The 20,749-nt window shown below is 34.9% G+C and carries 15 protein-coding genes; 8 read left to right on the top strand and 7 right to left on the bottom strand.

The features are described 5' to 3' along the window. Positions 1–139: 139 nt before the first annotated feature. The 4 genes from FA046_RS05430 to FA046_RS05445 all read left to right on the top strand — a co-directional run bounded on the left by FA046_RS05430 (position 140) and on the right by FA046_RS05445 (position 6,199). Positions 140–571 (top strand): MarR family winged helix-turn-helix transcriptional regulator, encoded by a 432-nt coding sequence (locus FA046_RS05430; protein WP_136825379.1) that lies wholly within the window; start codon positions 140–142, stop codon positions 569–571. Between the two features lie 22 nt (positions 572–593). Continuing rightward, on the top strand, positions 594–2,999 hold the full coding sequence (locus tag FA046_RS05435) for a 3-hydroxyacyl-CoA dehydrogenase/enoyl-CoA hydratase family protein (protein ID WP_136825380.1): 2,406 nt from the start codon (positions 594–596) through the stop codon (positions 2,997–2,999). A 115-nt stretch (positions 3,000–3,114) separates the two neighbouring features. Then, positions 3,115–4,290 carry an acetyl-CoA C-acyltransferase gene (locus tag FA046_RS05440; RefSeq protein WP_136825381.1) on the top strand — a complete coding sequence of 392 codons (1,176 nt, stop codon included), beginning with the start codon at positions 3,115–3,117 and terminating at the stop codon, positions 4,288–4,290. Positions 4,291–4,408: 118 nt separating this feature from the next. Further along, positions 4,409–6,199: an acyl-CoA dehydrogenase family protein gene (locus FA046_RS05445; protein ID WP_136825382.1), complete on the top strand. Its 1,791-nt coding sequence runs from the start codon at positions 4,409–4,411 to the stop codon at positions 6,197–6,199. 620 nt (positions 6,200–6,819) lie between these two features. Here the strand turns inward: FA046_RS05445 and FA046_RS05450 are convergent. The 4 genes from FA046_RS05450 to FA046_RS05465 all read right to left on the bottom strand — a co-directional run bounded on the left by FA046_RS05450 (position 6,820) and on the right by FA046_RS05465 (position 11,504). Further along, positions 6,820–7,176 (bottom strand): helix-turn-helix domain-containing protein, encoded by a 357-nt coding sequence (locus FA046_RS05450; RefSeq protein WP_136825383.1) that lies wholly within the window; start codon positions 7,174–7,176, stop codon positions 6,820–6,822. Then, complete coding sequence (locus FA046_RS05455; RefSeq protein WP_136825384.1) at positions 7,176–7,484, bottom strand: type II toxin-antitoxin system HigB family toxin; 309 nt, start codon at positions 7,482–7,484, stop codon at positions 7,176–7,178. Before FA046_RS05455 ends, FA046_RS05450 begins: the two co-directional genes overlap by 1 nt. A gap of 110 nt (positions 7,485–7,594) precedes the next feature. After that, on the bottom strand, positions 7,595–9,454 hold the full coding sequence (locus FA046_RS05460; protein WP_136825385.1) for a hypothetical protein: 1,860 nt from the start codon (positions 9,452–9,454) through the stop codon (positions 7,595–7,597). Between the two features lie 214 nt (positions 9,455–9,668). Then, positions 9,669–11,504, bottom strand: coding sequence for a pseudouridine synthase (locus FA046_RS05465; RefSeq protein ID WP_136825386.1), 1,836 nt, complete (start codon positions 11,502–11,504; stop codon positions 9,669–9,671). A 212-nt stretch (positions 11,505–11,716) separates the two neighbouring features. Between FA046_RS05465 and FA046_RS05470 the strand changes: the two genes are divergently transcribed. From FA046_RS05470 to FA046_RS05485, 4 genes are all read left to right on the top strand, one after another. After that, on the top strand, positions 11,717–12,469 hold the full coding sequence (locus FA046_RS05470; protein ID WP_169303308.1) for a lytic transglycosylase domain-containing protein: 753 nt from the start codon (positions 11,717–11,719) through the stop codon (positions 12,467–12,469). Between the two features lie 121 nt (positions 12,470–12,590). Then, positions 12,591–15,449 carry an excinuclease ABC subunit UvrA gene (uvrA, locus tag FA046_RS05475; protein WP_136825387.1) on the top strand — a complete coding sequence of 953 codons (2,859 nt, stop codon included), beginning with the start codon at positions 12,591–12,593 and terminating at the stop codon, positions 15,447–15,449. 60 nt (positions 15,450–15,509) lie between these two features. Then, positions 15,510–15,707 carry a hypothetical protein gene (locus FA046_RS05480; RefSeq protein ID WP_136825388.1) on the top strand — a complete coding sequence of 66 codons (198 nt, stop codon included), beginning with the start codon at positions 15,510–15,512 and terminating at the stop codon, positions 15,705–15,707. A 329-nt stretch (positions 15,708–16,036) separates the two neighbouring features. After that, the gene (locus FA046_RS05485) at positions 16,037–17,461 is read left to right on the top strand and encodes a DNA/RNA non-specific endonuclease (protein WP_225870883.1); all 1,425 of its coding nucleotides are present in this window, start codon (positions 16,037–16,039) and stop codon (positions 17,459–17,461) included. Between the two features lie 80 nt (positions 17,462–17,541). On the opposite strand, the gene FA046_RS05490 is transcribed toward FA046_RS05485, so the two are convergent. From FA046_RS05490 to FA046_RS05500, 3 genes are all read right to left on the bottom strand, one after another. Continuing rightward, positions 17,542–18,711, bottom strand: a complete 1,170-nt coding sequence (locus tag FA046_RS05490) for an aldose epimerase family protein (protein ID WP_225870884.1) — start codon at positions 18,709–18,711, stop codon at positions 17,542–17,544. Positions 18,712–18,853: 142 nt separating this feature from the next. After that, on the bottom strand, positions 18,854–19,873 hold the full coding sequence (locus tag FA046_RS05495; RefSeq protein ID WP_136825389.1) for a type I asparaginase: 1,020 nt from the start codon (positions 19,871–19,873) through the stop codon (positions 18,854–18,856). Between the two features lie 55 nt (positions 19,874–19,928). Further along, positions 19,929–20,696, bottom strand: a complete 768-nt coding sequence (locus FA046_RS05500; RefSeq protein WP_136825390.1) for a TatD family hydrolase — start codon at positions 20,694–20,696, stop codon at positions 19,929–19,931. Between the last annotated feature and the right edge of the window lie 53 nt (positions 20,697–20,749).

The following is a 20,749-nucleotide window of genomic DNA, read 5'->3' on the forward strand; positions in this document are numbered from 1 at the left end:
AAGATAAGATAAGATTTCTGAAAAGTTTTTTTTAGTTCAATTAATAAATTATTTCTCAGAAATAATAAGCCATTAAATTTATTATGCTTGCATAGTAAGTTAAAGATTGTTAGCTTTGAAATACCATTTAAACTTAATAATGAAGCACCAAGAAACTATAGATTATTTTCTAAAGATAACCTGGCAAAATATTGCTAACCGCTATAATCAATTAGCGTCAGAATTTGGCATTACTCAATCTATTGGTTATATGCTCATCAATATTGATGAAATAGAAGGAACTACGGTTTCAGAAGTTGCGGCTTTGCTGGGCTTAAAATCAACCAGCTTAAGTAGAATGTTAAATAATTTAGAAACTGATGGTTTAATTTATAGAGAAAGTCACCTTACAGATAAAAGATCGGTTAAACTTTATCTAACAGATAAAGGTAAAGAGAAACGCCATTTAGCCCGTGTGGTGGTAAAAAAGTTTAATGATTATTTAGAAGCCAATTTAGCCGAAGATGAAAAACTTCATTTAGTTAATTCGCTCAAAACCATCAACCAATTAACAACCGATTACAAACCCTGATTTTTACAATATTTTATTATTTATGAAAAGATCAATCAAAAAAGTAGCAGTGCTAGGTTCAGGAATTATGGGATCACGTATAGCTTGTCACTTTGCCAATATAGGTTTAGAAGTTTTACTCTTAGATATTGTTCCTAAAGAGCCAAATGATGTTGAGAAAGCAAAAGGTTTAACTTTAGATATCCCAGCTGTTAGAAATAGAATTGTAAATGAAGCCCTCGCTTTTGCCGCAAAATCTAATCCATCGCCAGTGTATAATAAATCGGTTTTAAACCGAATTAAGACCGGAAACTTTGAGGATAATATGAAAGATATTGCCTCTTGTGATTGGACAATTGAAGTGGTGGTGGAAAACCTAGACATCAAGAAAAAAGTTTATGATCAGGTAGAAAAACATCGTAAACCAGGCACTTTAATTACTTCTAATACTTCTGGAATTCCTATTCACATGATGGCGGAAGGCCGATCAGAAGATTTTAAAAAGCATTTTTGCGGGACTCATTTTTTTAATCCACCACGTTATTTAAGGTTATTAGAAATTATTCCAACACCGGCAACAGATCCAGAAGTTGTTGATTTTTTGATGCACTACGGAGATAAATTTTTAGGAAAAACTACGGTTTTATGTAAAGATACTCCAGCATTTATTGCCAACAGGGTAGGCGTTTATTCCATTATGGCACTATTGCACTTGGTGCAAAAAATGGATTTAACCGTTGAAGAAGTGGATAAATTTACTGGTCCGGTTTTAGGTCGACCAAAATCTGCCACTTTTAGAACTACTGATGTGGTTGGTTTAGATACCATGATTAACGTAGCAAACGGGCTATATGCAAATGTGCCAAATGATGAAGCTAGAGAAGCTTTTGTATTGCCAGATTATGTGAAGAAGATGCAAGAGAACAAATGGCTTGGCGATAAAACTGGGCAAGGCTTTTATAAAAAGACAAAAGATGCAGCCGGTAAAACCGAGATTTTAGCTTTAGACTTAAAAACACTCGAATATCGTTCTCAAAATAAAGTAAAATCAGCCACTTTAGAAGCTACAAAACCTATTGAAAATTTGCGTGAGCGAATGAAGGTTTATGCAGCAGGTAAAGATAAAGCAGCAGAGTTTTTTAGAATTTCTTTTTCAGGATTGTTCGAGTACGTTTCAAATCGCATTCCCGAAATTTCTGATGAAACCTATAGAATAGATGATGCCATGCGAGCTGGTTTTGGTTGGGAATTGGGTCCGTTTGAAGTTTGGGATGCACTGGGTGTTAAAGCAGCTGTAGAAATGATGAAGGCCAACGGAAATACTCCGGCAGCTTGGGTTACTCAAATGTTAGATGCCGGCAATTCCTCATTTTGTAAAGTAGAAAACGGAGCTAAATCTTATTATGATATCCCTTCAAAATCTTACAAACAAATTCCTGGTCAAGATGCGTTTATCATTTTAGATAACATTAGAGCCAACAAAACCATTTGGGAAAATGCAGGTACAACCTTAACCGATATTGGCGATGGAATTTTAAACTTAGAGTTTCATACCAAAATGAACACCATAGGTGGCGAAGTGTTAAGCGGAATTAACAAAGCCATTGATATTGCCGAGAAAGATTATAGAGGTTTAGTCATCGGTAATGATGGTGCAAATTTCTCAGCCGGAGCCAACGTTGGGATGATTTTTATGATGGCAGTAGAGCAGGAGTGGGACGAAGTGAATATGGCCATTAAAATGTTCCAAAACACCGCAATGCGTTTACGATATTCTTCCATCCCAGTAGTGGTAGCACCCCATAATCTTACTTTGGGTGGCGGTTGCGAGTTTTGTTTGCATGCCGATCATGTTCAGCTTAACGCCGAAACCTACATGGGTTTAGTCGAGTTTGGTGTAGGTTTAATTCCTGGTGGTGGCGGTACAAAAGAATTTGCTTTAAGAGCTTCGGATGCTTTTGTTGAAGGGCAAATAGAGCAAAATGTATTGAAAGACAGGTTTTTAACCATTGCAATGGCAAAAGTTTCTACTTCAGCACAAGAAGCTTTTGATTTAGGTTACTTATTAAAAGACAAATATTCCATTTCTATGAATAGGAGCAGGTTGATTGCTGATGCCAAACAAAAAGCTTTAGAATTAGCTGATGCTGGATATACCCAACCTGTAAGAAGAACCGATATTAAAGTATTAGGGAAATTTGGTTTAGGAATGGTTTACGCCGGTGCTAATACGATGAAATCTGGAAATTATATTTCAGAGCATGACCAAAAAATATCTCAAAAACTAGGATACGTGATGTGTGGTGGAGATTTATCTGCGCCAAGCATAGTAACCGAACAATATTTATTGGATTTGGAAAGAGAAGCATTTTTGAGCTTGTGCGGAGAAAAGAAAACTTTGGAGAGAATTCAATCAATCATAACTAAAGGAAAACCTTTAAGAAATTAGAGAAAGTATCAAGATATGAGTATCAAGTATCAAGATGCTCATAAAATGAAAAATTAAATCATTTATGCGTTTACAAGTCTAGATACTTGATACTCGCTACTCAATACTAAATAAAATGGAAGCATACATAATAGCAGGATATAGAACCGCAGTTGGTAAATCAGCAAAAGGCGTTTTTCGTTTTACTCGAGCAGATGATTTAGCTGCTGAAGTCATTAGAGAATTAGTAGCATCTGTTCCTAATCTTGATAAAACACAAATAGACGATGTAATCGTAGGAAACGCTACGCCAGAAGCAGAGCAGGGGCTAAATATTGGTAGAATGATTTCTTTAATGGGATTAGATACTGATAAAGTTCCTGGGATGACGATGAACAGATATTGCGCATCGGGCTTAGAAACCATTGCCACGGCAGTTGCAAAAATTAAAGCCGGAATGGCAAATTGTATTGTTGCTGGTGGGGTAGAAGTGATGAGTGGAATGCCTTTTGGCGGATGGAAAATTGTTCCAAATCCAGAGGTGGCCATAAAAAATCCAGATTGGTATTGGGGAATGGGATTAACTGCAGAAGCTGTAGCTAATGAGTTTAATGTGAACCGAGAAGATCAAGATGAGTTTGCATTTAAATCGCATCAAAAAGCAGTTGAAGCCATCAAAAATGGGCATTTAAAAGATGGCGTTTTACCAATTACGGTAAAAGAAAACTACGTGGATGCCAACATGAAGAAGAAAACCAGAGAATATATAGTGGATACTGATGAAGGTCCAAGGGCAGATACCAGCACTTCGGCTTTAGCTAAATTAAAACCGGTTTTTGCAGCTGGAGGGTCGGTAACAGCCGGTAATTCTTCTCAAACTTCAGACGGGGCTGCATTTGTTTTAGTGGTTTCAGAAAAAATGTTGAAAGAACTTAATGTACAGCCTATCGCTCGTTTAGTAAGCTATTCGGTAGCTGGTGTTCCACCAAGAATAATGGGAATTGGTCCAATAGAAGCAATACCAATGGCATTAAAGCAAGCCAACATGAAGTTAGACGATATGGATTTAATAGAATTGAACGAAGCTTTTGCTTCGCAATCACTAGCCATCATCAGAAAACTAGACTTAAATACCGATAAACTAAATGTGAATGGTGGTGCAATTGCATTAGGGCATCCACTAGGTTGTACCGGAGCAAAACTAAGTGTGCAAATATTCAACGAATTAAAAAGAAGAAACCAGAAATACGGAATGGTGACCATGTGCGTAGGCAGCGGACAAGGTGCGGCAGGGATATTTGAAATGCTATAATAAAAGGAATCAAGATAGGAGTATCAAGAATCAAGATGCTTTTATGGTTAAATTATAAATTTTTATGCGATTTGAAAGTGTCTTGATACTTGATACTCGCTACTTAATACTAAACAGTATGGAAACACTAGAAAAAAAATCAATCAAAGGCGGTGAGTTTATCATCAGTGAAACTAATTTTCAAGACGTATTTATTCCTGAAGAATTTGATGAAGAGCAATTAATGATTAAGAAAACCTGCCAGGATTTCTTAGAAGCAGAAGTTTATCCAAATTTGGATAGAATAGATAGCCAAGAAGAAGGTTTGATGCAATCTTTAATGGATAAAGCAGGCGAACTAGGTTTATTAGCAGTTTCTATTCCAGAAGAATACGGTGGTTTTGGAAAGAATTTTAATACTTCTATGCTGGTTGCAGATGTAGTTGGCTCGGGTCATTCATTTGCGGTGGCACTTTCTGCGCATACAGGAATTGGTACTTTACCTATTCTTTATTACGGAGATCAAGCACAAAAAGATAAATACATTCCAAAATTAGCTTCTGGCGAGTGGAAAGCTTCTTATTGTTTAACCGAGCCAAATTCTGGTTCTGATGCTAACAGTGGAAGAACAAAAGCTGTTTTAAATGAAGCCGGAACACATTATATTGTCAACGGACAAAAAATGTGGATTACCAATGGTGGCTTTGCTGATATTTTTATTGTTTTTGCCAAAATTGATGATGATAAAAATCTATCCGCTTTTATTGTTGAGAAAGATTTTGGTGGAATCACCATGAATCCCGAAGAGCATAAAATGGGAATCAAAGGATCATCAACTCGGCAGGTGTTTTTTAACGATTGTCCTGTTCCTAAAGAAAACCTACTTTCTGAAAGAGAGAACGGATTTAAAATAGCAGTAAATATTTTAAATATTGGGCGTATAAAATTAGGCGCCGCAGCTATTGGTTCTTCTAGAAAAGTATTGGATCATGCTATTAATTATTCAAATGAAAGAGTTCAGTTTGGATTGAATATTTCAAAATTTGGAGCCATTAGATATAAACTGGCAGAAATGGCAGTAAGGAATTTTGCGGTAGAAAGTGCTACTTACAGAGCTGGTCAAAATATTGATGATGCTTATGATGCTTTAGTAGCTGGCGGAATGGATATGGCGAAAGCTAAGTTGAAATCAACTGAGACTTTTGCAGTAGAATGCGCCATTATCAAAGTTTGGGGATCAGAAATGTTGGATTATATTGTAGATGAAGGCGTACAGGTTTACGGCGGAATGGGTTATTCTGCAGATGCGCCAATGGATAGAGCTTATCGCGATAGCCGAATCAACAGGATATTTGAAGGAACTAATGAAATCAACAGATTGCTGATTGTAGATATGCTTTTAAAAAGAGCGATGAAAGGTGAGCTAGATTTAATGACTCCAGCCCAAGCTGTAGCAGGCGAATTAATGTCGATTCCCGAATTTGGTGAGGAAGATGATGCCTTATTTGCAGCAGAAAAGAAAACTTTAAAGAATTTAAAGAAAGCAGGTTTAATGATTGCTGGTGCAGCAGTACAAAAACTAATGATGACACTTTCTAAAGAGCAAGAAATTTTAATGAACATTGCCGATATTATTGGCTCGGTTTACGTGGCAGAATCAACCATTTTAAGAGTCGAAAAATTAGTGAGTATCAAAGGCGAGGAAGCTTGTAAAGGGCAATTAGATATGATGCGTATTTACTTGCAAGAATGTGTAGATAAAACCCACTTAGCAGGTAAAGAAGCTTTAAACTCTTTTGCCGAAGGCGATGAATTAAATATGATGTTAATGGGCTTACGCCGATTCACTAAAACAGCGCCTTTTAATATCAAAGATGCCAGACAAAGAGTTGCGAAGCAATTAATTGATGCGAATAAATATTGTTATTAATTGCAGACGGTTTATCAAATAGCCCACGGTTTAAACCGTGGGCTATTTTGTTTGCCCTATGCCTCGGTCTGTATCCTCACAGACCGAAATGCAGTAACTTTTTAAATAACCAATTTTGGCAAATGAAAAAGGTTCATTAAAAGTTGATTTTTTTTAACGTTGTAGCGATTCAGAAGATTCCGAAATCATCGTTTACTGTTGAATAAAATAATAGGAAAAAATTTGAAAAGTAGGGATAAACCTTGGGTTGTCCTTTACAATTTTTTAACAAACGGATAATCCGAGGATTATCCCTACACCATTGGCGAATTGGTGACTATAAATCGTATTCTTTTATTAAGTCAAAGATTTAGTAAACTTTATTTTTAATTATAGATTTTATTGTTCTGGCTATAATAGCTAACCAAGGATCTATATCATCCCAATTATTATAGGGTGATTCTACATCTTTTACCCCCATCTGTCCGTAGTCTTAAGCGTAGCTTGATTACGGATTAACTAATAAAAAGGAGTTTCTGACTCTTTTTACATGATTTTGTTTCTCCAGAAACCGAAATTTGATTATTAAAAAATAATGCTCTGTGAAGACATAGAACATGGAAAATAAAGAAATATCAAATTCAAGCCAAAAATACTTCCGCAGGAATCCCTAATTTTTGATGCAGCACTTTTGCAATTTTAAGGGTTAAAGGTTTTTTGCCACTTAACAATGCCGAAACATAGCTTTTGCTGCCAATCCAATTGATTAGATCTTTGTTTTTTAAGCCTTCTTCTTCCATTTTTTGCTTTACAACCAAAAGTGGGTCGGGTTTTGGGATTTTAAAGTGCACATCTTCATATTGTTTAATTAGCAATAAAGCCACTTGTAAATCTTCACCTACTTTACTGTCAATAGAAATGTTCAAATCAAATTGAGCATCAACCCAATCTAATAATTCCTGATATTCTTCGTCTGTTTTTAAGATATGTAAATTCATTAGTGTTTAAATTTTATGGTTGATACATCTATTTTATCATATTCTTTATGAGTCCCAAACCACTTAATTTGAATCACTTTATAAATAAAAATAACTCTAATCACCAGTCTATAATGGTTGCCCATAATATTAATTACTACACGGTCATCACCTACTAAACTTGCATTTTTATAAGTCGCTTTTAGCTCCTGAAAATTTTTAAAATCAGCATTTAAAAATTCATAATACCATTCAAGTAAAGCATTCTTTGCTTTTGGATATTCCTGTACATAAGTTAAAAGTGTTTTTCGGTTGATGATGTTAAACATTTAGAGTTTACTTATAGTGAACAAAGTTAAAAGTTTTCTATTAGTAAACAAGTTGTTTTGACAATTTAGATTTCTTATCATCAAAATGAAGTTCTTTAGCTAGTAAATCATCAATTTTTGATCTCCAACTCCTGTTCTTCTTTCTTTTTTTGTTCTTGTTCTTTTTCTGTTTTTTTCTCGTCTCGCCGTACTTCTCTTTTCTCTTTTCTTTCTTTTAAATTTTCTTTAATAGAAGAAAAAGCGTCCTTAGCATCATCAACTAAGCTTCCGATTTTTGCAGCGCTCTTTTTAAGTTTAGCTTCTTTTTCTCGGCTCACCCCAACACTTTCTTTTACACCCGTAAAAAGAGATTGCCACAGGTAATTAAAAAAAGAAGCATAATAGGGTCGGCTATATAAAATACGCCCTTCGGTAAATTCTCCCTTTTTAGAAGGATTTTCAGATTTGATGATAAAACCATTGGCAACGGTAGAAATAAAACCTTGATCTTTTAGGTTTCCATTTTCTTCTCGTTTTAAAATACTCACATTTAAATCAGAATAATAAAATTGCATGGTGCCTCTTGCTATGTTTTGATTGGCCTTTACATCAAATGAAACCTTACTTATGGTGGCAGATTTTATTTCGGCCATGCCTAAAGGTTTAACTATTTCATTTAAAATTTTGCCGTTAAAAGCACCAACCGTACCGCTATAATCATGGGCGCCAAGTTCACTTCTCATGTAAAATTTCATATTTAAACTTACCGGGGCTTTTCCAAATATTTCGGCCTTAACATTAGCAATCATTACGTCATCCTTTTTTAGCGAAGCAATATTATTGGTTACATTATTTATAGTTCCACGTAAGTTGTTAAACCTAATAATACCGGTACGCTTACTTTTTGCATCATACTCAGCATAGCTAATATTTACATTGTTGAGATTAACTTGCTTAATGCGCATATCTAAAGCTACGTTTAGCAATTGTTGATGTGGGAATTTTCCGGTTTTGTCTGTTCTTTTTCTGTGGTAGGCATTGTTATTATAAACATCCACTCTTGCTTTCTCAATCGAAAGTGATTCGGCCATTAGAATTTGCTGCTTTAAGAATAAGTCGAAATCAACATCTTTAATAATGATATTTTCAAAATCCAAGTCAAATCTGTCTTTTGCATAGCCTGCTTTCTCATGAAACGCTGCTTTACTTAGCCGGGGTTCCATTTTTACATTTTTTAACAGCAATTCATTTCTAATCGTCGAAAAACTGAGTTCGCTGGTTTTTACATAATACAAGCTATCAGGAGTGGCAATTTGATAGTCTTTAATATTGATTTCTACATTTTTAGTGTAATAAACCCTGTTTTTATCTTGTGATGCTAAGGAGTCAATTAATAAATCATTAATAGTAATATTTAGATTTTTTAAAGAGGTTTGCTTTTTTTGCTCGTTGCTATTATTTACAAAAGTAAAATCTACGTCCTTAAGTTGAATAGTATTGATTTTTAGCTCTTTAAATATTTCTTTAATCAGTTCATAAGGGTTTTTCTTTTTCTTAAGCGTATCAACAATGTCGTTATAAGGCTGTCTGTTATTCGTGATTTTAAGTTGTGGATGATCAATAATAATGTTGGCTATATTTAATTTTTTGGTGCTTACCGCTTCTTTCGCATTGGCTTTATTAATAATCAATTCGTCAACAGCTAATTCGTAAAGATTATCTGGAGCCTCATTTGTAATTTTTAGTTTCTCGTAAACTTCCATAATGGGCGTGAGTTTGAAATCTACCAAATTAAGATTCCCATTTATAGGATTTACATCAAGGCTTTTGTATTCTATTTTGTACAAGCTATCAGTTGAGTTGATCACTGCCTGTTTAAGCTGTTCTTCTAAAAGTGGTTTCCAGTTTCTTTGCAGGTACTTTGCGCCAAAGAATAAACCAATACCAGTGATTAAAATAATACCAAGCAGCCACAATAGAATTTTTTTCATATTTGAAATTTGTGTGGTAAGGCTATTATTATACCGTTTCTTTAATTTAAAGGAATTAAATTTTTAAAACTGAAAAGAGAAAGATTTTGAAAGTTATTTTTTAGCTAAAAGGCCTTAAATTAATTTCAGTTTAATTTTTTGACATAAAAAAACACCAATCTTTTTAAAGATTGGTGTTTTTAGTAAAGAGAATTAAAAAGGATGATTTACAAAATTATCCCTTTACAAAATGTTTCAACTGAATAATTTCTTGGTCAGTTAAATATCTCCATCTGCCTCTGGTTAAATCTTTCTTGGTTAAATTAGCATAAATTACCCTATCTAATTTTACCACTTCGTAACCTAAGCTTTCAAAAATTCTTCTTACAATACGGTTTTTACCACTATGAATTTGAATACCAATTTCATTTTTAGCGCCACCAGTTACATATTTAACTTCATCAGGCTTAATTAAACCGTCTTCTAGCTCTAAACCAAAGGCAATTTTGTTAAAATCTCCTTGAGAAAGGTTTCTGCTTAACTCTACCTGATAAATTTTGCTGATGCTATTTTTTGGATGAGAAAGTTTATCGGCTAACTCTCCATCATTGGTCATCAATAAAAGTCCTGTGGTGTTTCTGTCTAATCTTCCAACTGGGTAAATACGTTCTTTACTAGCTTTATCTACTAGTTCCATTACCGTTTTTCTTTCCTGAGGATCATCAGTTGTGGTGATATAATCTTTTGGTTTATTTAATAAAACATAAACCATTTTTTCTCTTTTTAATAGCTGACCATTGTATCTGATATCATCTACCATTGGGTTTACTTTGGTGCCCAATTCAGAAACGGGTTCGCCATTTACGCTCACTACTCCAGCTGCAATCAATTCGTCGGCTTTTCTTCTAGAGCAAATGCCGGCATTAGAAATAAATCTGTTTAATCTAACCAGTTCGCCATCTTTTTTAAATGCAGGTTTAGAACTGCTTCTGGTTCTTAATTTTACTTGGTCATCATTAAATTCATTTGATGAGGTATTTTTTTCATCATCTTCTCTTTTCTTATGAGGTCGGCTGTAATTGTCGCTTCTGTTTTCATCAGATCCACTGCGTGGTCTATCGCCAAAAGGCTTTTTATCTCTATCAAAAGATCCTTCTCTTTTATCACCGTAAGGTTTTCTGTCGCCAGCATCTTCTCTTGGTTTTCTATCGTAAGAACTAGCTTCTCTTGTTGCGTAAGGTTTTTTTTCTCCAAATCCTTCACGTTTATCGCCATAAGGTTTTCTGTCTGATGATCCTTCGTTTCTAGAGCCAAAAGGTTTTTTATCTCCATAAGAAGAACCTTCACGTTTATCGCCGTAAGGTTTTCTATCAGATGAACCTTCGTTTCTAGCGCCAAAAGGTTTTTTATCTCCGTAAGAAGATCCTTCACGTTTATCGCCATAAGGTTTTCTATCAGAAGATCCTTCGCTTCTAGCTCCAAAAGGTTTTTTATCTCCGTAAGAAGATCCTTCTCTTTTATCGCCGTAAGGTTTTCTATCAGATGAACCTTCGCTTCTGGTTCCGTAAGATTTTTTTTCTCCGTAAGAAGATCCTTCTCTTTTATCGCCGTAAGGTCTTCTGTCTGATGAACCCTCGCTTCTGGTTCCGTAAGGTTTTCTGTCGCCAGCACCTTCTCTTTTGTCACCATAAGCTTTTCTATCTTGAAAAGAGCTTTCGCTTCTTGTTCCGTATGGTTTTTTTTCTCCAAAAGAAGATCCTTCACGTTTTTCACCATAAGGTTTTCTATCGCTAGATCCTTCACTTCTGGTTCCGTAAGGTTTTCTGTCTGAAGAACCCTCACTGCGGGTTCCATAAGGTTTTTTTTCTCCAAAAGAACTACTTCCTTCTCTTGAGCCATAAGGCTTTTTATCTCTGTTAAATCCAGAATCGTCTTTCTTGCTAAAACTTGAAGAGGATGATTTAAAGGATTGATCAGATTTTGATCTGCCGGTGGTTTCAGATCTATTTGGCTTATTAGGGCCTCTTCCGGATTTGTCGTCGCGACTGTTCCTGTTATTATTAAATGGCATGCTACAAAAATTAACCTTACAAAAGGGGCACAAAGGTACTAAAAACTTTAAGTATTAGTAGTTTATCCACAATTTTAAATCATAAAATTCGAGCAATTTTTTGCGTAAAATGAAGGGCTTAAAATGGAGTAATTTTGTAACTATTTGAAAATGTGGCATGTAATTTGTAAATTTGTAAAACTTTTTAAGTATTGGGGATTAAAACAAGAATTATGGTAAAGAAATACGTAGTTGCTTGTAGCATGATGTTGGTAATTTGTGTACTCACAAAAATGTTTGGTTACAGCTACTCCACCAGTTTTAGTAAAGTGATTTTTCCAAATATAGAAAGCGCCAGAAAGTTAACAGAAAGCGTTTTTTATAAGGATTTAAATTTCGCTAATGAATTATTGCCTATTGGCGATAAAAAAATTGAATATAGAATGGAAAAGGCTTTAAAAGCCAATTCATATTCAAAATTGCAAACTCTTAAATTACACCAAAAGGCCGAGGTATGGTTTCCTATTATAGAGCCAATTTTGAAGAAATATGGTGTGCCCGAAGATTTTAAATATGTTCCTTTAATAGAAAGTGGTTTCACCGGAAATCAAGTTTCTCCAAAAGGTGCCGCTGGCTTATGGCAATTTATGCCGCAAACCGGTAGAGATTATGGTTTAAAGGTAAACGACCAAATTGATCAAAGAATGAACATTCGTTTATCAACTGTTGCGGCGGCTAAGTATATTAGAGATTTATACAAGCAATTTAACAGCTGGACTTTAGTTGCGGCTGCATACAATGGCGGCGAGGGCAGAATTAGAAGAGTGATCAACAAGCAAAACCAGGATAATTATTTTAAAATGGATTTGAATAAAGAAACTGGTAAATATGTGTACAGTTTAATTTCAATGAAAGAAATTATTGAACATCCTGAAGATCATGGCTATAAGATTAAAAATCCTAGAAAGTTGATGGCATTAAAATAGGAATAAAAATGACATTATAAATAACAAGGCTGAACTTTAGGTTCGGCCTTTTTTCGTTAATTTTGCGAGCTTTTAAAACAAAAATCATTACAATTTTTTATTAGCAGAGAAAGCTGTTTATATGAGTAAGAAACCAATTGATCTGGTAGAACAAAGTGAAGTAGAAGTATATGGCGCCAGGGTTCATAATTTAAAGAATATAGATATTTCATTCCCTCGTAATCAACTGGTAGTAATTACCGGTTTAAGTGGTTCGGGAAAATCATCTTTAGCTTTTGATACCATTTATGCTGAAGGACAGCGACGTTACATGGAAACTTTTTCGGCTTACTCTCGTCAGTTTATGGGCGGCTTAGAAAGACCAGATGTTGATAAAGTATCGGGCCTAAGCCCTGTAATTGCTATTGAACAAAAAACCACTTCAAAAAATCCACGTTCTACGGTTGGGACTATTACAGAGATTTATGATTTTATGCGCTTGCTTTATGCAAGGGTAGCCGACGCTTATTCTTACAATACAGGCGAAAAAATGATGAAAATGTCTGAAGATCAGATATTACATCAGGTCTTAGAACAGTTTGACGGCAAGCCTATCAATATTTTAGCTCCAGTAGTAAAAGGTAGAAAAGGGCATTACCGCGAATTATTTGAGCAAATTAGAAAACAAGGATATTTAAAAGTACGAGTAGACGGAGAAATTGTAGATGTTGTGCCTAAAATGCAATTAGACAGGTACAAAATTCATGATATTGAAACCGTAATAGATCGTTTAATTGTAACTGAAAAAGATAAAAAGCGCTTGTACACTTCTATACAATCGGCTTTAAAAATTGCAAAAGGCATTATCAAAATTTCAGATAAAGAGAACAAGGTTTACCATTTCTCTAAATTTTTAATGTGCCCAACCACAGGCGTTTCTTATGATGAACCGCAACCCAATACTTTCTCGTTCAACTCGCCTTATGGTGCTTGTCCAGAGTGTGATGGCTTAGGTTACATTTTTGATGTAGATGAAGAATCGGTCATCCCAAATAAAAAGCTGAGTATTATTAATGGTGGTTTGGCTCCTTTAGGCGATTACCGCGAAACCTGGATTTTTCAGGTAATTAAAGCGCTTGGAAAAAAGTATAACTTTTCGCTTTCGCAGCCCATAGAAAAATTAGATCCAAAAGCCATTGATATTCTTTTACATGGTGTAGATGAGTTAATTACTGTTCCGGTTGAGTATAATAAATGGAATGTACAAAATTATCAAATCCCTTTTGATGGCATTATAAAAATGCTGGAAGAACAAAACGAGAAAAAAGGAGATGCGGTAAGCAATGATTTAGAAAGTTTTAGGGTTTTAAAAACCTGTCCGCTTTGTGAAGGAGCAAGATTAAAGAAAGAATCGTTACACTTTAAAGTGGATCACAAAAATATTTTTGATTTAGCTTCTATGGATATTAAAAACCTGCAAACTTGGTTTGAAGGTTTAGAAGATAGATTAAATGAGCGTCAGAATATCATCGCTAAAGAAATTTTAAAGGAAATAAGATCAAGAATTGGCTTTTTGTTGGATGTTGGCTTGGTTTATTTAACGCTAGACCGTACAGCAAGAACGCTATCAGGCGGAGAGGCGCAACGTATTCGTTTGGCCACTCAAATTGGCTCGCAACTGATGAATGTGATGTATATTTTGGATGAGCCTTCTATCGGTTTACACCAAAGAGATAATGATCGCTTAATTAAAGCCTTAAAAGATTTGCGAGACTTAAGCAATACCGTTGTGGTGGTAGAGCATGATAAAGACATGATTTTGGAGGCAGATTATGTGATAGATATGGGGCCAGCTGCCGGTTTACATGGTGGCGAAGTCGTGGCACAAGGCACACCTGCTCAATTGTTAAAATCTCATACGCTTACTGCATCTTATTTAAATGGAGAAAGAGAAATCAGTATCCCGGCAAAAAGAAGAGAAGGAAACGGCAAAGTGTTATCCTTAAAAAATGCGACGGGTAACAATCTTCAAAACGTAAGTGTAGATTTTCCTTTAGGCCAGCTCATTTGCGTAACCGGCGTTTCTGGAAGTGGTAAATCAACTTTAATTGGAGAAACCTTATATCCGGTTTTAAATAAGCACTTTTTTAGAGCTAAAAAACAACCTATGCCTTTTAAAGAAATTAAAGGTTTAGAGCATATAGATAAAGTAATTGAGATAGATCAAACCCCAATTGGACGTACACCAAGGTCTAATCCCTCCACCTATACCAGTGTTTTTTCTGATATCAGGAATTTATTTGTGGCTTTGCCCGAGGCTCAAATTAGAGGTTATAAACCCGGCAGATTCTCTTTTAATGTAAAAGGTGGAAGATGCGAAACCTGCCAAGGTGGTGGAATGAAAGTGATTGAAATGAATTTCTTACCCGATGTTCAAGTTCCTTGTGAAGAATGTGGTGGAAAACGATACAACAGAGAAACTTTAGAAGTTCGCTTTCGCGGAAAATCCATCAGCGATGTGTTGGATATGAGCGTAGAAGATGCGGTAGCTTTTTTCGAGAATATTCCATCCATTTATCGTAAAATAAAAACTTTAAAAGATGTGGGTTTAGGTTACATCACCTTAGGACAATCATCCACAACTTTATCTGGTGGCGAGGCACAAAGGGTAAAATTAGCGACAGAACTTTCTAAAAAAGACACCGGAAATACTTTTTACATTTTAGATGAGCCTACCACAGGTTTACATTTTGAAGATATCAATGTGTTGCTGGGCGTTTTAAATTTAATAGTTGATAAAGGGAATACCGTATTGGTAATTGAGCACAATTTAGACGTGATTAAAGTAGCCGATTATGTGGTAGATCTTGGTCCGGAAGGAGGCTCTGGTGGAGGAAATATAGTTTTTGCAGGTACGCCAGAAGGTTTGTGCAAAGTGAAAGAAAGTTTTACAGGTATTTTCTTGAAAAAGGAAATGGATAGTATGATAAAATCAAAATAAAGAATGCTCAAAATGAGGTCTTATTTAATTTTAAGAAATTGATTAAATTAGATTCATCAAATGGAAGATAAAAAGATAAACATAGTTTCTGAGCCCACTGCTGATTATGAAAAAGCAGAAATGGATTTGCTTAAATTAGCATTGACTAGGTCATACACAGAAAGATTTTTAATTATGACAAGGCTAATGAAAATGGATATGATGTTTAGAAAAGCAAAAATTACCCATAAGCCATTTATAGAACCTAAAAATATCTAATTCCAATCTAAAAAAGCCGCTAATCGCTCAAAAGACCAAATAGATCTAATTGCTTTGGAGAAGATTAAGAACTTAAGAGGCAATAATAATTAGGAAATTACCCCTTTCAATATCCATCTCCTCTAGCCTTTCTCTAGAATCCCTTTTCAATAAAGTTTATATACTGTTTGCCCCCACCAATTAAAAACTATCTAACTATTTATATAATAGACAAATAACATTTTTTTTATCAAAATCATTTATTTCTATATTAATTTGATAATATTTTGGTAACCTTTAAGCGGTTTCAATAGTATTACTTTGCGGGTAAAACGCAAAAATATATATACATGAACAAATTATTTTACTTCCTTGCTGTGATGATTACCATCAGCGCTTGCTCAAAAAAATCAGATTCTAATTCTACGCCAATTATTCCAATAGTTACAAAGGCACCTCCAGCTCCTTATACTATTAAAGAAGATTTTGAACAAGGGGTTAAAACATCTTATGCCATTGCAGATGTAAGTTTAAAAACCGGAAGCTGGTCTTTTGAAGATGCCTTGTTAGGGAAATTAGCAGCCGACGTTAAAAACGACAACCAATCCGTTCGTTTAAGAACAGGAAAAATATCCATGAATTTTGATATTGACAGCATATCTATGATCAAATTTAGTCATGCTCAATATGGAAATGACGCCGTTTCTGAATTAAGTTTATGGGTATCTTCAGATCAGGGCTTAACTTATTCCCAGTTAGGGAATTCGATAAATGCTGCATCTAAAACTTTTGCGACAGATTCTTTTAAGGTTACCCTTCAAAAAAAGGTTCGTTTTCAAATTAGAAAAGTGGGAACGACAAGGATAAACATTGATGATTTTATTTTTGTGGGTGCGGGTAATCCTAATATTGTATTTAACGCTATCCCAGATGTAGATCCTACAACGCCACCATATACTTCTACGCCAGCTCCAGGAAGAGGTACGCCAAGTGGCACCGGTACTGATGTGCAGCCAACAACCGGTGATAATAGTAATTTGCTATTTGGTAATCCATCAAACGCCTTAGCTGATGTAGTGATGAAAGAAAACTACTTAATAGATCAAAAGTATTATGTACAATCTTATAGCAGCACCAGAGGAACAGCAAATTGGGTGAGTTGGCATTTAGATGAAACGTCATCAACAAATGCAACCGCAAGATTAGATAATTTTGGTGCTTTTACTGGTTTGCCAACCGGATTTTATCAAGTACAAAGTAATAGTTACAGCGGTTCTGGTTTTGATAGAGGACATATTTGTCCATCTGCTGATAGAACAAGCTCTGCGGAAGCAAATTCGGCTACTTTTTTAATGACTAACATGATTCCGCAAGCGCCAAACAATAACCAAAGAACTTGGGCTAATTTGGAAAACTATTTAAGAGCCGAAGTACAAAAAGGAAACGAAGTTTACATTATTATGGGAAGCTATGGAAAAGGCGGAAGCGGTAGTGTTGGCAGTGCAGAAACCATTAACAACGGAAATATAACCGTCCCCAACCGAGTTTGGAAAGTGGCAGTAATATTGACCAAAGGAAATGGAGATTTAGCCCGAGTGGATGCCAATACTAGAGTTTTAGCCGTAGATACACCAAATGAAAATACCATTAATTCAGATTGGACTACTTACATTACTACTGTAGATGCGATTGAAAAAGCTACTAATTATAATTTATTATCGTCATTACCAGTAGCGCTTCAAACTACTTTGCAGAGTAAAATTTATAAGCCCTAAGCATTCATAAACAAATAAAAAAGGGATGATTTCGGTTAAGAAATCATCCCTTTTTGTTTAATAAATTTATTGAATTGGTGTTACTTATTACTGAATTTATAAACAGAAATAGTGTGATATTGTTGCCCTGGCTTTAGAACTGTAGTTGGGAAATTAGCTTGATTAGGGGCGTTTGGAAAATGTTGTGTTTCTAAACAAAATGCAGTTCTAAAATCATCTTTAGTACCATTTTTTAACACATTATTACCAGCCATAAAATTACCACTATAAAATTGTAAGCCGGGTTCTTGAGTATAAACATCCATAATAATGCTTGTTAAATCAGCAGTTACGGTTGCCGCATGGTTCATTCCCATTGCTTGTTTTCCACTCAAAACATAGTTGTGGTCATAACCCAATCCAAATTTTAATTGCTCGTTAGCATTTTCTATCCTTGCGCCTATGCTTTCTGCTTTGGTAAAATCAAAGGGGGTAGAGGCTACCGCTTCAATTTTTCCGGTTGGGATAAGTGTAGAATCTACTGGGGTGTATTTATCAGCATAAATTTGTAGTTTATGATTTAAAATAGTTCCATTTCCTTCTCCATTTAAATTAAAATAAGCGTGATTGGTTAAGTTTAAAACAGTTGCCTTATCTGTGGTAGCAGTATATTCCATTTTAAGCTCATTATCATCAGTAAGGCTATAAATTACTTTAACGGTTAAGTTTCCAGGATAACCTTCTTCCATATCCTTACTTAAATAGCTTAATTCTAAAGTATGCACATCTAATTTTTTAGCATCCCAAACCACATAATGATAGCCTTTAGCGCCTCCATGCAAGGTGTTTTTTCCGTTATTGATAGAGGAAGTATATTCTTTGCCATCTATCGTGAATTTACCATTCGCGATACGGTTGCCATATCTTCCAATAGTAGCACCATAATAAGCATCTGGCGTTTTGATGTAGTTGTTTAAGTCTTTTAAGCCAACTACCACATTTATTAACTGTCCGTCTTTATTAGGCACAAATAGATTTACCAATCGACCACCATAATTAGTAAAAAAGGCTTTCATCCCTTTTGAATTTTCCAAAACATACAAATGAGTTTCTTTCCCATCAATTACACTATCAAATAGGGTCGAATCAGGTTCGCTCATTAATAGGCTATCTTTATTTGTAGACGAGGCTTGTTGCGTTTTTTGCTGACAAGCAGTTAAACTAAGAGCCACTATAGCAACTCCTAAAGTTGATTTAAGGTAATTTTTCAATAATTTAGGTTTAATAATTAGAAAATATGCCTTTTAAAATCAGGCTATTATAATACTAAAGTAGTATTTAATTGTAAGTAAGACAATTAAAATGTTCAATAATATTTTTTTAAAGTATTGGAGGTTTTTGAAGATTGTGATATTAATTCTTGGTCAGTTCGCCTCTAATAGATGTGCCTAATCGTCTTAACAACCGGTCTTTAGGATAGTTTCTGCCTAAAAGATACATCAGTTTCGTTACTGCAGCTTCAAACGTCATATCGTATCCGTTTAAAACGCCCATGCTTTTTAAAGCACTGCTAGTAGCATATCTGCCCATTTCTACCGAGCCAACTTTGCATTGAGAAATATCAAGAATTATTTTGCCGTTAGCTATAGCGGCTTCTATTTTTTCTAAAAACCATTTAGCCGTTGTGGTATTTCCTGTCCCAAAACTTTCCATAATAATGGCTTCGGCATCAGAATTTAAAACAGCATCTACAATTTGCGGACTAATACCTGGATAAAGTTTTAGTACGCCAATGTTGTTGCTCACATTGGTATGCACTCTTAAAATACTGTTTTCTAATTTCCCTATTACAGCGTCATTGTATTTGATATGTACGCCAGCTTCTACCAAAACCGGGTAATTTGGAGACCTAAATGCCTCAAATTTTGCAGAATTATATTTGAAAGTTCTGTTTCCTCTGTAAAGCTTATTCTCAAAGTAAATACATACTTCGGGTACTCTAGGTTTTCCATCTAATTTTGCCGATGCAATTTCTAAAGCGGTAATAAAATTCTCTTTAGCATCGGTACGCACCTCTGAAATAGGTAATTGAGAGCCCGTGAAAATCACTGGTTTACCCAAGCCTTCTAGCATAAAACTTAAAGCTGATGCGGTGAAAGCCATGGTATCTGATCCGTGAAGTATTAAAAAGCCGTCATGATCTTCATAATTATTTTCTATAAGTATTGCCAATTCCGCCCAAATATCTGGCGTCATATCAGAAGAATCTATAATGGGATCAAAAGAATGAACGGTTAATTCATAATCCATTCTTCGTAACTCGGGAACATTTTCTATAATTTGTTCAAAAGTAAAGGGAATTAATACGCCGGTATCAGGATCTCTAATCATTCCAATGGTACCTCCGGTGTATATCACAAATATTTTGGTCATCTTGAGACTAGATTATAGACTAAATTTAAAAACAGTACAAATTAACACTATAAATTTATACACCAAAAACTTTGACAGAATTTGCCGTAGTAATTTCTGCAACCTCCTCTAAACTCATATTTTTAATGTCAGCTATTTTTTGAGCAATATGAATCAAAAAAGAGCTTTCATTGGGTTTGCCCCGATGTGGAACTGGTGCTAAATAAGGAGCATCGGTTTCTAGAACCAAATTTTCTAACTCTAACTGCTCAACCACTAAATCTAAACCTGCTTTTTTATAAGTCACCACACCGCCTATTCCCAATAAAAAACCAAGTTTTATGGCTTGTTGTGCTTGTTGAATATTGCCAGTGAAACAATGAAATATGCCTCTGAGTTTATCATCATTCATTTCTTCTAAAATTTCAAACACCTCATCAAAGGCTTCTCTGCAATGAATAACAATGGGAAGGTCTAATTCTTTTGCCCATAAAATTTGTTTCTTAAAGGCAATTTGCTGTTCTTTTAGTAAAGATTTATCCCAATAAAGATCTATCCCAATTTCTCCAATAGCATAAATATGATGATGGTCAATAGCGGTTTTAATCGAGTTTAACTCTTCTTCAAAATTTTCTTTCACATCACAAGGATGCAATCCCAACATAGGGAAACAATTTTTTGGATGAGATTGTTGCAGCCCTAAAACCAATTTAATAGAGGCGCTATCTACATTAGGAAGAAACAATCTGGTGATCTGGTTATCCCAGCATCTTTGTAATTGCTCTTCTAATTTTTGAGGATCTGTTTCGTAATAAATATGGGTATGCGTATCTGTAAGTATCATGATCAACAAAAATAGCATTAAAAAACCCCTTCTTTTAGGGAAGGGGTTAGTTT

This window comes from Pedobacter cryophilus (assembly GCF_005116455.1).
Classification (GTDB): domain Bacteria; phylum Bacteroidota; class Bacteroidia; order Sphingobacteriales; family Sphingobacteriaceae; genus Pseudopedobacter; species Pseudopedobacter cryophilum.

Coding starts and splice junctions, on each gene's coding strand:
- FA046_RS05430 (WP_136825379.1), top strand. CDS start 140: ATGAAGCACCAAGAAACTATAGATTATTTTCTAAAGATAACCTGGCAA.
- FA046_RS05435 (WP_136825380.1), top strand. CDS start 594: ATGAAAAGATCAATCAAAAAAGTAGCAGTGCTAGGTTCAGGAATTATG.
- FA046_RS05440 (WP_136825381.1), top strand. CDS start 3,115: ATGGAAGCATACATAATAGCAGGATATAGAACCGCAGTTGGTAAATCA.
- FA046_RS05445 (WP_136825382.1), top strand. CDS start 4,409: ATGGAAACACTAGAAAAAAAATCAATCAAAGGCGGTGAGTTTATCATC.
- FA046_RS05450 (WP_136825383.1), bottom strand. CDS start 7,176: ATGAATTTACATATCTTAAAAACAGACGAAGAATATCAGGAATTATTA.
- FA046_RS05455 (WP_136825384.1), bottom strand. CDS start 7,484: ATGTTTAACATCATCAACCGAAAAACACTTTTAACTTATGTACAGGAA.
- FA046_RS05460 (WP_136825385.1), bottom strand. CDS start 9,454: ATGAAAAAAATTCTATTGTGGCTGCTTGGTATTATTTTAATCACTGGT.
- FA046_RS05465 (WP_136825386.1), bottom strand. CDS start 11,504: ATGCCATTTAATAATAACAGGAACAGTCGCGACGACAAATCCGGAAGA.
- FA046_RS05470 (WP_169303308.1), top strand. CDS start 11,717: ATGGTAAAGAAATACGTAGTTGCTTGTAGCATGATGTTGGTAATTTGT.
- uvrA (WP_136825387.1), top strand. CDS start 12,591: ATGAGTAAGAAACCAATTGATCTGGTAGAACAAAGTGAAGTAGAAGTA.
- FA046_RS05480 (WP_136825388.1), top strand. CDS start 15,510: ATGGAAGATAAAAAGATAAACATAGTTTCTGAGCCCACTGCTGATTAT.
- FA046_RS05485 (WP_225870883.1), top strand. CDS start 16,037: ATGAACAAATTATTTTACTTCCTTGCTGTGATGATTACCATCAGCGCT.
- FA046_RS05495 (WP_136825389.1), bottom strand. CDS start 19,873: ATGACCAAAATATTTGTGATATACACCGGAGGTACCATTGGAATGATT.
- FA046_RS05500 (WP_136825390.1), bottom strand. CDS start 20,696: ATGATACTTACAGATACGCATACCCATATTTATTACGAAACAGATCCT.